4 protein-coding genes are annotated in these 16,440 nt (G+C 64.3%); 2 read left to right on the forward strand and 2 right to left on the reverse strand.

The features are described 5' to 3' along the window. The first annotated feature begins 191 nt into the window (after window positions 1-191). Window positions 192-1,628 carry an amidase gene (locus tag AC0L24_RS32425; protein ID WP_127808621.1) on the forward strand — a complete coding sequence of 479 codons (1,437 nt, stop codon included), beginning with the start codon at window positions 192-194 and terminating at the stop codon, window positions 1,626-1,628. Between the two features lie 155 nt (window positions 1,629-1,783). On the opposite strand, the gene AC0L24_RS32430 is transcribed toward AC0L24_RS32425, so the two are convergent. After that, entirely contained in the window at window positions 1,784-3,028 is a 1,245-nt protein-coding gene (locus AC0L24_RS32430; RefSeq protein WP_473564931.1) for a M24 family metallopeptidase, read from the reverse strand. A gap of 68 nt (window positions 3,029-3,096) precedes the next feature. Next, window positions 3,097-3,663: an invasion associated locus B family protein gene (locus tag AC0L24_RS32435; protein ID WP_245481823.1), complete on the reverse strand. Its 567-nt coding sequence runs from the start codon at window positions 3,661-3,663 to the stop codon at window positions 3,097-3,099. Window positions 3,664-3,918: 255 nt separating this feature from the next. On the opposite strand from AC0L24_RS32435, the gene AC0L24_RS32440 reads away from it, so the two are divergent. Further along, window positions 3,919-16,284: a beta strand repeat-containing protein gene (locus tag AC0L24_RS32440; RefSeq protein ID WP_473564932.1), complete on the forward strand. Its 12,366-nt coding sequence runs from the start codon at window positions 3,919-3,921 to the stop codon at window positions 16,282-16,284. Window positions 16,285-16,440 lie beyond the last annotated feature (156 nt).

Genomic DNA, 16,440 nt, shown 5'->3' on the forward strand with positions numbered 1-16,440 from the left:
GCCGCGAACCCATCATAAGGGGGAAAACTGTTACCTATCTATCCGGTTCAAACTGTTACCCATCTATCGGCTGGACATCGTCAGCGTTGGAGCGTCTCCCTTCTCCCCGTCACTATACGGGGAGAAGGTGCCGGCAGGCGGATGAGGGGCGCGCCAACGTTGGCAAGATCAACGAACGACGGGAGAGAGACATGGTCACCGACAGTCTGCTGAAAACCTATGCCGAGTCCGACGCGCTCGACCTTGCGGCACTTGTGAAGCGGGGCGACGTTTCACCGGCGGAACTGGTCGAGGCGGCGATCACGCTGGTCGAGCGGCTCAACCCGGCGCTCAATGCGGTCATCCATCGCCTCTACGACATGGCGCGGGCGCAGGCCGAGACGGTCGACACATCAGCGCCCTTCGCCGGCGTGCCGTTCCTGCTCAAGGAGCTGGCCTCGTCCTGGACCGGGGCACCGAACACCAACTCCTCATTCTACCTCAGGGATGTCGTTGCCGATTTCGACACCGAGGTCGTTCGCCGCATGAAGGCGGCCGGGCTGGTGCTGGTCGGCAAGTCGAACGCGCCGGAGAATGGCTGGTCGATCACGACGGAACCAAAACTCTACGGTGTGACGAAGAACCCGTGGAAGGAAGGCATCACGCCCGGCGGCTCGAGCGGCGGCGCTGCCGCGGCCATCGCTTCGCGCATGGTGCCGATCGCCGAGGCCAGCGATGGCGCCGGCTCGATCCGCATTCCGGCCTCCTGCTGCGGCATCGTCGGCCTGAAACCGTCGCGCGGCCGCGTCAGCCTCGCGCCGTTCGGCGACTATTGGTATGGCGGCGCGTACTTCCTGTGCTGCTCGCGCACCGTGCGCGACACGGCGGCCTATCTCGACGCGGTTGCCGGCGCGCTGCCGGGCGACCCCTATACGCCGCCGGTGCCCGATGGTTCTTGGCTCAGCCTGTCGGCACGGGCGCCAAAGAAGCTGCGCATCGGCTTTTCCGTCACGCCACCCAACGGCACGGCGATCGATGCGGAGGTGAAGGCGGCGGTGCTGGCAACCGTGGCTGCGCTCGAGCGGCTCGGCCACGACGTCGAGGAGCACGATATGCCGCTCGACGCGAACGCTGTGTGGAAGACCTACACCAACATGACCTGCGTGCAGACGGCGGCGACGTTCGACTACCTTGAAACGGTGATCGGCCGGCCGGTGACGCCAAGCGATGTCGAGGCGGTGACTTGGGCAATCATCGAGCGCGGCCGCTCGACCAGCGGCACCAGGCACATCTCCGATGTCGAACAGCTCAGGCAGGTCGGCCGCGACATCGTCGGCGACCTCTGCGCCTACGATCTCTTCATCACCCCGACCCTGACGCAGCTGCCGCGTCCGTTCGGCTATTACGACATGTCGGAGACGGACATCGACCGCTACAACGCCAAGTGGGCGGATTCGGTGTTTGCGTTCCCCTTCAACATCTCCGGCCAGCCGGCGATCTCGCTGCCGCTCGGCTGGTCGAAAGACGGCGTGCCGATCGGCGTGCAACTGGTCGGCCGCTACGGTGACGAGGCAACGGTGCTGGCCGCGTCGGCGCAGCTGGAGCAGGAGATGCCGTGGAGCGATCGGGGGCCACCGGTGAGTGGTTAGGTGCTGGCGGATGGCGCGCGGCTTCGAGATTGGCCAAATCGCCCATCGCTTCGTCATCCTCGGGTCTCCGCGACGGAGCTTCGCTCCTGCTCCGCCCGTGGATGACGAAGGTGGGGAGGCTTCGGCCAACCTCCAGCGTGCAGACTCAAAGCCGGCTATCCAATCCTCTCCAGCCGCCTCGGCAGGCGGTTCATGGCGACAGGCCCGTCCGGCGTGATCAGGAACTGGTCCTCGAGATTGAAGCTGGCGAGGCCGTCTATGTAGAGCGGGATCTCGAAGGCCAGCACCATGCCGGCTTCGATGACGACATCGCTATCGGCGGCGATGAACGGCCATTGCTCCGAGAAGACCGACTGGCCGACGCCATGGCCGAAATGACCGCGGCGGTAGGTGCGCAGCCCTTGCCGCGCCAGGCTGTCGGTGGCGACGCGATGCACGTGAGCGAGCGTGGCTCCCGGAACAAGCGCGGCCAGCCCGTCGTCAAAGGCCCGCTCGGCGATCGCGTGCAGTTCGGCCTGCTCGGCGGATGGCGATCCGAAGGTGAAATTGCGCGACATGTCGGAGGCGTAGCCGCCGACCGTGCAGACCATGTCGCACTTCAGCGGATCGCCAGGCATGGCTTTCGCATCGGTGCTTTTGGCCTTCGCGCCCAGCGTCACATATTCGGCTGTGGCGACCGGATGGGACAGGCCGGACGCGGCCGTGGCGACGCCTTGCCGATAGAGGGCAATGAGATCGCCCTGACGCATGCCGGCCATGGCATCGACCTGCAGCCGCTCCAGCCCGGCTTCCGACAGGATGATGCCTTGCTGGAGCAGATCGATCTCGCGCGGCGACTTGATGGCCCGCAACCTGTCGAGCACGGCCGAGCCGTCGACCATCGTGCAGCCCGGCAGCAGCGCCTGCATGACCGAGAGATCGGCGGCGGGAATAAAATCGAGATCGACGCCGATCCTTGCGCGCTCAAGTCCGAACCCGCTCAGGATCTCCTTCAGTTCGCGGACGGAACGGGCAAGTTCGAATGTTGCCGGCCGGGAAAAACCAGGCGCCCGGCCAGACGAGGCAAGGCCGGCCTCGACGCGTTGCGCCAGCCCTTGCCCTGCGGTCGAGGCGTCAAGCGTGGCGGTTTCGATCCAGATTGGGTGGCTGCGGATGACGGCATCCGACAGAGCCAGTTGCAGCTGTCCCGCATTGAAATCCGCCACCACGACGCCCATCGGCAGGTCCTGGCCCGCGGGGATGACGACGAAGCCGGCGCCGGCGCGCCGGAACAGTCCCGACGGGCCGATCGAGGCGCCGGTCGCATAGTGGAAAGCCTCGGGCGCGCACAGCACCAGCGCCTCGATGCCGGCGCGGTCCATCAGTTGCGCCGCGCGCTGGCGATCGACAAAGCCTGCCATGGGTTTCTCCACTGTCCGAAGCGGCAACGGAGCATTCCGGGCATCGACAATCAAGCCGCTGACAGCAGCTACTTGATCGATTCCAGCTTGGCGACGGCGGCGGTGAAGCCGGCCAGTGACACCGGGATGGTGACCGGCTTGCGGGTGACCGATTCCATGCCGATGTTCAGATTGGTCCCGGACTTCATGGCCTTGATGAGATCCGCCGACAGCGGCGTGGCGGCATAGGCGCCGTTCTGGTCGCTGGTCTGGATGGCAATCGTCGTCTTCTGGCCCTGGTCGATCTGGAAGGAGGCGCCGGACGGCAGGAACAGGCCGTGCGGCAGGGCAAGCAGCATGGCGAGGCTGCCATTGCCGTTGTCGCGGCGCACGGTCACGGTCAGCACGCGCTGCCCGGTCTTGGCCTCCGTCAGGTTCTGCGACACCTGGCACTGAAGCTCGGTGGTCGCCGAACCGGAGGAGCAATTCACTGCCCACGGATTGGCATCGGCCGGTTTTGCATTGCTTTCAGCCGGCTTTGGCTGGGCCGGCTTGGCATCTTCGGCAAGGGCTGGGCCGGCGGCCAGACCAAGCCAGAGGGCGGCCAGCCCCGCGGCCATGCCAAGTAAATTAGACTTGTCTAAAGTAAGTGCCATGTTGTTTTGCCGGATGCCTTGCATGTTTCCTCGCCGCGCCCCGGTATTCTCCCGAGCATGGCTTGATACAACACTCGCGACTGTTCCGAAAGCCGAGCCGGAGGCAAGCAAGCCGGCGAAATTACTGTGGCCTTTCAGACACAGCGAGCAATTTTGCAGGAAAGCTCTAGAAATCGGATCGGCCAGGACTCGCTATACAATAGAATTCGAGTAAGAATCTACACGGGGCGCGTGTAGTCCCCGAAGGACTCAGGGATGGGAACTACCGAGACTTCTCGGCAAGTTGTTGAGATAGCGGCGCGTGGGGAGGATTTCCACGTTCGCGCTGGCTATCGCCGTTCGCAAATCGCCAGGCATCTTTGGAAGACGACGGCGCTGACGACGCTGGCGCTCGGCCTTTCCGGTCTGACGGCCCATGCCGATCCGAACGGCCTGTGGCAGCCGCAGATCCGCGCCATCATCGGCGCCGACAACAATGGCGGCAACGCCGCGCTCGAAGGTTTCATCCCGCTCAAGCAGACGGCCGAATCCGTGCTGTTCCTGGATGTCCGGGCCAAGCATGATTTCAAGGATGGTTCCGGCCAGGATGTCGGCCTCGGCATTCGCCGCATCGTCAACCCGGACCTGATGATCGGCGGCTACGCCTATCTCAACCTCGAGAACTACAACTCCACCCAGTTCACCGCGGCCACGCTGGGCGCCGAGGCAATCACGCCACATTTCGATGCGCATGTGAACGTCTATCTGCCGATCAAGGGCGATTCGACGGATCACTCGACCAACTCGACCCTGTCGATGGTCAGCAACCAGCTGATCGAGCAGATCTCGGTCCTCGACCACCGCGACTACGCGGCGTGGGGCATCGAGGGCGAGATCGGTGCGCAGGTGCCGGTCGCCCTGCCCGACAAGCATTCGCTGCGGCTCGACATCGGCGGCTATCATTTCGAGGACCCGCACGGCGACGACGGCAGCGTCACCGGCGGCAAGGCCGGGTTCGAGTATACGATCGGAGATGTCTTCGGCAGCAACACGGAACTGGTCTTCGCCGGCGAGGTCCGCAACGACAATCGCGACGACACCCAGTTCGCCGGCAGTGTGCGGCTGAACATCCCGTTCAATCCCGGCAGCGGCTCGGACAATGGAGCCGAAAATGGGGCCGATAGCGGGCCGGAGCCGGTCTATCCGGTCAGCGAAGGCCTGCGCAAGCGCGTCAACGAACGCGTGCGTGGCGATATCGGCGTCCGCGTCCAGTCGCAGACGCTGACCGGCGGCTCGACGACGCGTGTCGCGATCAACGCCGCCACCAATGACGCCTTCGGCAAGTTCTATTTCGCCGATGGCGGCCTCGCCGGCGCCGGCACGCTGGCCGACCCGACGACTCTGGACGACGCCGTGACCAAGTCGGGTGCGAACGGCTTTGTCGTCGCGCTTGGCGGCAACGGCAATCTGACGACCGGCGGCGTGACGCTTGCCAATGGACAGACCGTCATCGGCGGCGGCGAAAGCGTCACCGCCAGGCTTTTCGGCGGCGGCACCAGCACCTTCAACCTGGGCGGCAGCGACGGCACGATCCAGGGCACCAACGTCGCCAACCCGGTCATCACGCTGGGCAACGGCAACACGCTCAACGGCATCACCATCACCGGCGGCGCCGACGGCATTTTCGGCAACAACATCACCGGCGCGACGCTGACCAATGTGACGGTCACCGGTGCGGGCGGCAACGGCGCCGACTTCACCGGCAGCTCGACCGGCATCACCGGCTCCAATTTCACCGCCACCGGCAACGGTCTCGACGGCCTGCACATCGACGGCGACGGCACCTACAATTTCACCGGCACGACGCTGCTGCAGGGTAATCTCGACGACGGTCTCGATATCAGCGGCAAGGGCACCTACACCTTCGCCACCGTCAATGCGCAGGACAATACTGACCGCGGCATCACCGTGCAGGGCACGTCGACCGGCGGGACGTTCACAACCACCGGCGGCACCGTATCGGGCAATGGCGGCACCGCCGTCTTCATCGATCCGATCACCGCTCATGTCGTGCTGGACTCGATCAGCCAGAGCGGCGGCACGTCGGGTGTCGTGCTCGAGAATGTCGCGGGCAGCTTCACCGTCAACGGTGCGACGACGATCTCCAACACGACCGGGCCGGCGATCGCTATTTCGGATTCGCCGGCGGCGATCCGCTTCGGCGACATCAACATCACCAATCCCGGCGCCGACGGCATCTCGTTTGCCGGCGTCAATGCGGCGGTGGTCGCCGGCAACATCGTCATCTCCGGACTGGGTGTCGGCACCGGCCTCGACTTCTCCGGATCCAAGACCAGTTTCACCGCCCAGTCGCTCAACATAACCGGCACCGGTGCTGCCGGCTCGATCGGCATCGACCTGACCTCGCCGAGCGTCGGCGGCGCGGTGATCACCGTCACCGATGGCGGCGTTATCACCAATGTCGATACCGGCGTGCGCTTCGGCCTAGCGGGGTCGCCCGCCAATTCGGCCAACGCCGAGTTCACCTTTGGCGGCGGTTCCAGCTCCATCTCCGGCATCACCGCCTCGCTCGATGCGCGCGGGCTCAATGAGGGCAGCGGCCACTACGCCTTCGGCACGACACAGTTTGCCGGCCCGCAACTCTACGACCTGCGCAATTACATCTTCGTCGCGGCCGGGGCTTCGGGCGGCGGCACGTCCATCACCGACCTCGCCTCGATCGATTATGCCGACAGCATTACCGCCAGCGACGCCATCATTGTCCTGGTCAACCGCGGGACGATCGACGACGCCACCGGCTTCTCGCTGAGCGACGGACAGGAACTTGCGTCGTTCGGCAACGGCCGCGCGTTCTCGCTCGGCGGGGTGCCGTTGAATGTCACCGGCACCAACGTCCATCATGACGAATCCATCTCGGATTCCGCGGGCGCGGCAACGCTGACCAGTTCCGGCGGCGGCGATGTCGTGACGCTGGGCAACGGCAACACATTGCTCGATTTCAATATTGCCGGGGGCGCCGCCGCCGGCATCCACGGCCTGGGCATCAATGGCCTGACCGTCCAGGGCGTGACGGTCAGCAATGTCGCAACCGGCCTCTTCCTCGATGGAGTGACCGGTACGGTCTCGGTCGACGACCTGACCGTCCAGACCGCATCTGAAATCGGCATCGTGCTTGTCGGTTCGAGCGCGACCGTCAATTTCACCGGCAACACCAAGATCACCAACGCCACCAGTGCGGCGCTGTCCGCCAACAATTTCGACGGCATCGCCACCTTCGACGATCTCGACATCACCGGCGGCGGCGTAGGCATAGGCATCGTCGGCAGCTCCAGCGGAACCTTGACCTTCGGGGTCGGGAGTTCCATCGCCAACACGAGCAGCAACGCCTTCTCCATCAGCAACTCGACGCCCAACGTCACCTACAACGGCACCATCAACCAGACCGCTGCTACCAGCGCGGTGGGGATCTCCGGCATGAGCGGCGGCAGCGCCACGTTCGGTGGAGCGATCACCGCCAGCACCGCCACCGCCTTTGCGATCAACCTGAGCGGCAACACCGGCGGCACAATCAAGTTCACCGGCGGGCTGGATCTGACCACGACGACCGGCACCGGCTTCAGCGCCACCGGGGGCGGCACGATCACAGTCGCGGCCGCAGGCACGGAGCAGATCACCACCGGCACCGGCCACGCGATCAATCTCGACGGCGTCACCATCGGCACCGGCGGCATGGCGTTCGACAGCATCACGACAGGTGTTGCGCAAGCCACGGCGCTCAACTTCAATGCCGTTTCGGGCGGCCCGTTCCTGGGTGGCAATGTCACCATCGGCGGCACCGGTGGCGGCATCAACGGCCTTGCAATCAACGCTTCGTCATCGACCTTCACCATCACCAATCTGGTGACGACCAATGTCGCGGGCACCGATGTCAGCCTGACCAACAACACCGGCTCGATCGCGATCCTCGGTGGCGCCATCGCCAATTCGGGCACTGGCGACGGTGTCGTCGTTTCCGGTGGCAGCGCGACAATCGGTGTGGCGGCCAACATCTCCAGCTCGGCAACCGTGCCAGGCACGGCGCTCAAGGTCGACGGCACCACCGGCGGCTCGGCGACCTTCAGCGGCAGCATCACCTCGACCGGCACCGGCAATCTTTTCGCGATCGGCTCGACGCTGCCCCCGGTCGGCGGCGCGATCAGCTTCATCGGCTCGACGCTGTCTGCGACGGGCGGCGGTGGCGCCGTCGTCACCGGCCTTGCCGGAACCGCGACGCTGAACGTCACAGCTCCGCTGTCGATCACCGGCGCCACTGCCACCGGCCTGGCCGTCGCCAATGTCGCCAGCACCGCATCGGCGACCTTCGGGGCGGTGACCGTGTCGGGCGCCACGGGCAATGGCATCGACATCACCAACAATGCCGGCGCCGTCACCTTCGGCACCACCAGCGTGACGATGGGTTCGACCGTCGGTCCAGCCGGCATCAACTTCGCCCTGACCAATGCCGATGTCACATTTGGAACAACCAATGTGACGATGGGCTCCGGCGCCAACCAGACCGGCATCGACTTCAGCGGTTCATCGACCACGGCCGATTTCGGCGTGACAACGATCACCGGCACCGGCGACCTCACCTCGCGCGGCATCGACCTGTCATCGACGACGGGCAACAAGACCATCACCTTTCTGCAGGGCTCCAGCATTTCCAATGCTGGTGTCGGCGTCGAACTGTCGTCGGGCGGCACGACGGCGACGTCGGCCAACGCCAACTTCACCTTCGGCGACGGCGACGCGACTGTGCTGCAATCCTCGATCACAGCGGCCAGTGGCGGCTACACGGTCAACACGATCGGGCTCGATCCGACGCTCGGCAATTATGATTTCGATGATGTCGCCTTCACCGGCAGCGCCAATCTGGCCAGCGCGGTCGGCGGGGTCGTCATGATTTCCCAGGACGGTGGCGTGATCGCTGCCGGCACCAACGGGCTCAGCGCCGCGGTGACCACGGTCACGGCCGCTCAGGCCGATGCCATGACCGGCACACTGACCTTCGCCTTTGTCGGCACGGTCGATCTGAGCGCCACGCCGTTCACGCTCGATTCGGGCCAGTCGATCACCGGCTTCGGCAACGGCAGTTCGATCATCACCTCCGGCACCATCCAGCCGATCAATGTCCAGGGCAATCTCGGCGCCACCGGTGGCAACGTCACCGGCAATGAGGGCGTGGTCAAGAGCACGGGCGGCGATACGTTGCAGCTGCTCGGCAGCAACCAGGTGCGCGACACCGCGTTCGACTTCACCGGCGGCAGCGGTTCGGTCTTCACCATCGACCAGAATGCCGGCGGCTTCAGCAATGTCGGCGGCATCGTCATCCAGGGCGTCACGGTCAGCAATGTCGCCACCGGCCAGACGGCGTTCAAGGTCGCCGGCCTCGACACCAATTTGTCGATCACGGACAACAACGTCAACGTCGCCGGCACGCTGCTCGACGTCGATGGCGGCGCCGGCAACATCACGGTCACGCGCGGCACCTTGCCCAACAGCGGACCGGCGGGCACGCTGACCGGCGGCGGCATCTCGATCGCCAACCGCACCGGCGGCACGATCAACTTCACCGGCAAGGTCACAGTCAACGGCAATGGTGCCTCGCTTACCAACAACGCTGGCTCTACGGTCACCTTCGCCGATCTGGACATCACCACATCGGGCGCGACGGCGTTCAGCGCCAGCGGCGGCGGCACGGTCAATGTCACGACCGGCACGATCAACGCCACCAACGCGCAGGCGGTGGCGCTCGACGGCATCACGGCCGGTATCAACTTCGCCTCGACAAGTGCGACTTTCGCTTCCGGCAGCGGCATCGACCTGCAGAACCTGGCCGGCACCGCAAGCTTCGGCACCGGTACGCTGACCAACACCGGTTCGGGCACGTCGTTCAATGTCGGCTCGACGATCGCCGGCAGCGGTGGCAACGCGACGATTTCCTATGGCGGCACGATTGCCAGCAACGGCACGGGCGCCGCGGCGTCGATCCAGAGCATGACCGGTGGCTCGGTGACGCTGTCGGGTAATCTGGCCGATACCAATGCGTCCGCCGGCGGCAACATCGTCGTTGCCGGTAACGACGCAGCCGCGATCACCTTCTCGGGCACCAGCAAGGTGATCAGCTCGGGCGCGACGGACGGCGTGAGCTTGGGCATCATTGGCAATTACGGCTTAGGCGCCCCGGCACTCAATACCAACAGCACGATCGACTTCACCCATGGCGGCCTTGATATATCGACAATGGCCGGGGCGGGCTTCGTCGCAATTGGCGATTTAGGCCCGGCTGGCGCAACCTCCACCATTATTACCGTCACCGGCGCGGGCAACAAGATCAATGCCGGCAGCGACGGGCTTGCTGTGTATGGTGCCAATGTCGGCAGCGCCGGCATTACCTTCGACAGCATCTCGGCGGACTCCACGATCCCCCTTCCCGGCGACCCCGGCGGTGCCGGAGTGACGCTGTTGGGCGCCAATCTCGTCGGGGATGTCAACATCGGCGGCCTGAGGGATACTGGATACACCGGCGCCTGGCTGTACGCCCTGAGTGGCACCGGAGAGGTCAATTTCACCGGGACGATCGATCTCGACGTCCAGTATGCCGGGTTCAATATCGGCGGTCCCGAGGTTGGTACCGTCAACATCGCCAATGTCGCCGGATCCACCCTGACCATCGATGGCGGCCAGTTCGGCATCATACAGAGCTCGCAGGGCGGGACCGTCAACGTCGGCATCAACGGCAGCGCCAGCATCACGAATACCACCCTCTCGGCTATCAGCCTCGGCGGCGGCAATGACCTGGCCTTCACCACGCTGACCTACAAAGGTTCGATCACGGTCGGTGTGGGCGCGGTGTTAAGCGCCACGGGCGATGCGACCCGTCTGAACATGAGCGGTTCCGTCGTTTCCACCACGTCATCGACGGCCTTCGACTTCTTTGGCCATGCCGAAGGCATATACGATATTTCGAGCACCATCGATCACAGCGGTGGCGAGGGTGTCGCCATCGGCGGCTCGGCCAACGGCACGGTCACCTTCTCCGGCACGTCGAAGATATTCAACACCGGCGCCAACGATGCCATCGTCAAGGCACCGTCGTACGTGATGGACCCGCAGACCAAGGGCACTCTCGCCTTCACCAATGGCGGCCTTGTCATCACCACCAGCAGCGGCGCCGGCTTCACCGCCAGCACCTTCGGTTCGGGAACAGTCAGCGTCACCGGCGCCGGCAACACCATCACGACCACGAACGGCGGCACGGCGCTGAAGCTTGGCGACGCGACGGCGGTCGTCGCCGGGGCGAAAGGCGCGACGGTCGGCGCCGGTGGTATCAAGTTCGATACGATTTCGGTCAATGGCGCGGCGACCGGCATATCGCTCAACAATGTCAGCGGCGGCGTAATCGATCTCGGCACGGTCAACCTGCTAGGCATCACCGGTGCCAATGCGCGCGGTGTCGACATTTCCGGCACGCTCGGCTCGACGTTGAATTTCGCCAGCCTGAACATCGGGCTTGGCGCGGCGAACACCATCGGTCTCGACCTCAACGGCGCGTCGCTCGGCGCGAGCAACATCACCGCTGGCGATTTCGACGTCGACGGCGGCGGTTTTGCCGGCACGATCGGCATCGACATGGCCGACACGACCGGCACCGGCACGATCCAGCTCGGCGACACGGTCAACAACAATCCGGCGGGACAGACCTCCAAGATCGACAATGTCGGCTATGGCGTCCAGTTCTCCAGCGCCACCAACGCCCAGCTCGTGTTCGGCGACGGCGCCGGCCCGGCCGAATCGTCGATCAAGACCACAGGCGGCCAGGTCATCCACGCCACCGACACTTTGCCGACCAACGGCGACTACAATTTCAACGACGTCAATTTCGATGGCGACATTTCGAACCTGTCTTCCTACAAGGTCTACTATGTCACGGCCGATGCCACCGCCCTTGGCGACGGCAATCTGCTCAATCCAGGCACCTACGCCAACGCCCAGACGTCTTCGGCCAATGTCATTGTGCTGATCGACAAGAACGTCGATGGCGGCCAGGCGACGATCGACCTCGGCGCGACGTCGTTCCAGCTCGATGACGGACAGGTGCTGCTCGCCTTCAAGAGCAACGACGCGGCGATCGATGTCTCGCAGCTCGGGGTCGACACCAGCGCCGGCGCGTCGCCGGCGTTCCACTTCACCACGGTGCAGAATTCGCCGATCATCGCGGCGCCGGCGGGCATCGACACGCTGCGGCCGGTCCTGCAGAGCAATAACGCCACGCAGGTCATCAATCTGGCGACATCAGGCAGCGGCATCTTCACAGGCGGCATCCAGAACCTGATCGTCAGCAATCTCGGTTCCGGTTCGGGCGTTGCCGCCAACGCGACCGGCGCCTCCAGTTTCTTCGTCAGGAACAACACCATCACCGCCGGCGGCAACGCGCTCGATTTCTCCACCACGGGAGCTCCGGCCAATACGCTTCTGCTTTCGATCGACGGCAACACGCTCAGGTCGACCGCATCCGGCCTGGCTGCGTCGTTCAACGGCCAGAACATCGATGCCGACCTGAATTCAATCGCGATCAGGTCGTTTGCCGGCAATACGGTGACCGGGGGCGCCGGCAGTGGCGGCATCGCCTTCAGCAATGTCCGCTTCGATTCCGACGGCGCCGGCGGCACCGTCAGCGCCGGCACGCTCGGCATCGGTAACCCAGGCGCTCGCGTCCAGGGCAATGGCCTCAGTTTCACCAACACCAGCGGTACCCTTAATCTAGGCACGCTCAGCCTTGCCAACAATGGCGGCACCGGTGTCATCGCCAACACCAAAACCACCACCTTCACGCTGAACAACACCGGTGGCGTGGTCACCACCACCAACGGCGCGGCGTTCGATCTCGATCCGCTGACCGTCAACATGACGTTTGCCACCGTAAACGCCAGTGGCGGCGCGAGCGGCATCATCTTCGACGGCGTCGCTGGTACCTTCACCGTTACTGGCGCGACCGCCATCGGCAACACGACAGGCTTTGGCATCGATGCCGTCAACACCAACACCGGCACCTTCAACTTCAACACGGTGACGGTGAACAATGCCACCGTCCCCAACACAGGCGGCGGCATCCGAGTCCAGACCGGCACGCTCAACGTCACCGGCCTCGCCAACATCGACACGACCAGCGGCGTTGGCCTCTCGCAGGCCGGCGGCACAACCAGCTTCACCAACGGCTTGACCATCGACACCACCGCCGGCACCGGCATTCTCGCCACCGGCGGCACGATGGGCATCACCGCTACGGCTGCCGCCCAGACGGTGAACGCAACCGGCGGCACAGCGATCAATCTCTCCGGTGTCGCCGCCACCATCGCGCTCGATTCGACCTCGTCGGCCGGTGGCATCAACAATGTCAGCCTGACCGATGTCACGGGCATTGTTGGACTTGGAACTGGTGCGCTGAGCGGCGCAACGGGCGCGTCGTTCAATGTCGTCGGCGGCACGGCTGCCGTGAGCTATTCGGGCACGGTCAACAATTCGGGCGCATTCAGTCCGGCGCTGAATGTCCAGAGCCGGCTTGCCGGCGCCGGCCCCGTCGCCCTGAGTGGTAATCTGACGGCCAGCGGGCTGGGCGTATCGCTGAACAACAATGCAGGCGGTACGGTGACGGTGTCCGGCGCCTCGAACAGCTTTACCGGTGGGGGCACCGGCATATCGATCACCGCCAACACCGGCGGCACCTACAACATCAGCGGCGTCAGCTACGCCATCGGCATGAGCAGCGGCGGGCTTGGCGTCGATATTGCCGGCAACAGCGCCCCGGTGACGGTCAATTTCAACGGCGGCGGTCTGGCGATCGTGACCTCGGCAGGCGCCGGCTTCAATGCCACGGGCTCCGGCACGATCAGCGTCACCGGCGTGGGCAACTCCATCGCCACGGGCACCGGTGTGGCGATGAACCTGAGCGGCGTCACGGTCGCGGCCACCGGCATGAATTTTTCCTCGACCAGCAACGGCGCCGGCGGCAACAGCGCCGTCGTCCTCACCAACGTCATCGGGTTGGGGACGATCAATCTCGGCGCCGGCACGCTGGTCGGCGGCAGCGCGGCAACCATCGCTGTCAGCGGCGGCACCGCCAACCTCAACTATACCGGCAATGTCAGCCAGTCGAACAATGCCACCCTGGTCAGCGTCGCGGGCGGGCACAGCGGCACGCTCAACTTCGCCACCGGTACGCTGTCGGCGACGAACGGCACCGGCCTGCAGTTCGACAATGCGGACGGCATCTACAGTTTCGTCGGCACGACGACGCTGAATGGCGGCAATGCCAGCGTCGACATCCTCAACGGCTCGGGCGGCACGTTCAATTTCGGCACCGGCACCTCGATCATCAGCCCCAGCGGCACGGCGTTCAACGTCAATGGCGGCACCGCCACCGTCACCTATGCCGGCACGATCACGCAAGCCACCGCCGGCCAGCGCATGATCGTCGTCGCCGACACCGCCGGCGGTTCGGTGAATTTCACCACTGCCGTGGCGAACGGGCTCAACGACACCGGCGGCACCGGCATCGTGATCGACGGCGCGGCGGGCAGCGTCACCGTCAACAATGCCAGCCTGACGGGCACGGCCGGCATCACCATTCTCGGCGATTCGACCAACAATGCGACCGGCACCTACACTTTCAACAATGTCGCCATCCAGACCGACGCGGGGGCTGCGAACAATGCCTTCGTCGTCGATGGCGACCAGGGCACGCCAGGCAATGACGACGTCAGCGCGGTCGTCAACCTGAACAATGTCGACATCACCAACCCTGGCGGCAATGTCGCCAACATCCGCGGCATGGCCGGCGGCTCGGTCAATTTCGACAGCGCCAGCACGATCACTCGCAACGACGGCGGGCTGGGCATTGCCGTGCTCAGCAACGCCGGCGGCACGATCAACTTCGGCGGCGCGATCAAGACTCTCTCGACCGGCGTCAACGCCGCCGTCATCCTGACCAGCAACCCCGGCGCGGCCATCAACTTCACCAATGGCGGGCTGGTTATCAACACAACGAGCGGCGGCGGCTTCAGCGCCACGGGCGGCGGCACGGTGACGGTGCAGGGCACCGGCAACACGATCACCTCCGGCACAGGCACGGCGCTCAACGTCGTCAACACGATGATCGGCGCCAGCGGGCTTAATTTCCAGAGCATTTCGGCGAATGGCGGCACCAACGGCATCGTGCTCAACAATACAGGCTCGGGTGGATTGACCGTTACAGGTGTCGGCACCACCGCCGGCTCGGGCGGCACAATTCAGAACACAACCGGGCGCGGCGCCAGTTTCATCAGCGCGAGCAACATCACGCTGAAGAACATGAATTTCACCAATGCCGGCACCGACGATCTCGATGCCGACAATTCGGGGCTTTCGACCGGTGACAACCTCACGACCAACGCGGCCATCCACCTTCAAAACGTCTCTACGGCGACGCTGGACCGGATCGCCATTTCGGGCGGCGCCGAGCAAGGCATCAACGGCAATACCGTTTCGAACTTCACGCTCAGCAACAGCAGCATATCGAATGCGGGCAATGGAGCGGACGAAGATGGCATCCATTTCTACAACATGTCCGGCACCAGCGCGGTCACCAACACCACGATCACAGGCAGCGGCGACGACAACTTCCAGCTGCAGACCCAGTCCGGCACGCTCGCGCTGACGATTTCAGGCGGCAGCTCGACTGGCGCCGTGCTTGGCAGCGGGTATCTGTTCGGCATCCGTGGAACGTCGAACGCCACGATCAACTTCTCGGGTGCCAATTCGAGCAACAACTTCAGCGGTGGCATCGTCGCCGATGCCTTCGACAACTCCACAATGAACCTGAACGTCATCAACAGCACTTCGAGCAGCAACAACGATCAGCTGTCCGTCAGCGCCGGGGACAACAGCGATGTGAGCCTCGTCGCCACCGGCAACACGCTGAGCAGCACGGCGGCGGGCGACTTCGTCGTGGTGAGCCTGCTCGGGTCGGCGTTCGACAACGGCTTTACTTTTGACGCTCGAATTGAAAACAACACCATCACGGTCGCAAACGGGCTGACAGCGGATGGCATATCCGTATTCAATGCCGGCGGCGGCGCCATGCGGGTCGGAATCAAAAACAACTCCATCGACTATGCCGGTACGCAACGTGCTATCCTTGTCCAGGCCGGACAGGACGGCGCCGGCAGCATCCTGGCCCAGATAACCGGCAACGCGATTGACATCAAACTGGATGGGACCGGAGATGCAGTTGCTGGCATTCTCGTCCAGTCAGCCGTCACGGACCCGGAGGGAAATGGTGCATCCGTCGATCTGAGCATAGGCGGCGCCGGCGCGCTCGCGAACATCTTTACGCATTCGCTTGGCGGCACCATGGCGGCTGGTGACATCCGGGTACGTCAGCGCAACAACGGGACGATCAACCTTAGCGGCTATGCTGGGGGCGCCATGGATACTGCTGCCGTGATCGCTTATCTGAACGGCCGCAATACAGTTGTTTCTGCATCTACCGCGACGGCGCAAACGAGCGGATTTACCGGGCTTGCCACGCCGCCGTTCCCATGATGGCTACGTTGATGAGGTAGAAAGGCCACCATTTGGTGCGACGATCTACAACTTTGGGTATACACTGCCTTCCTGCGCCTCTCGTTATTTAAATACTGTCTATTATTTTATAATAGTACTTGGTTTTTTAGAAAGCCAAGTAGACTTCTATGTCGT

It is taken from the genome of Mesorhizobium sp. WSM4809 (assembly GCF_055811655.1).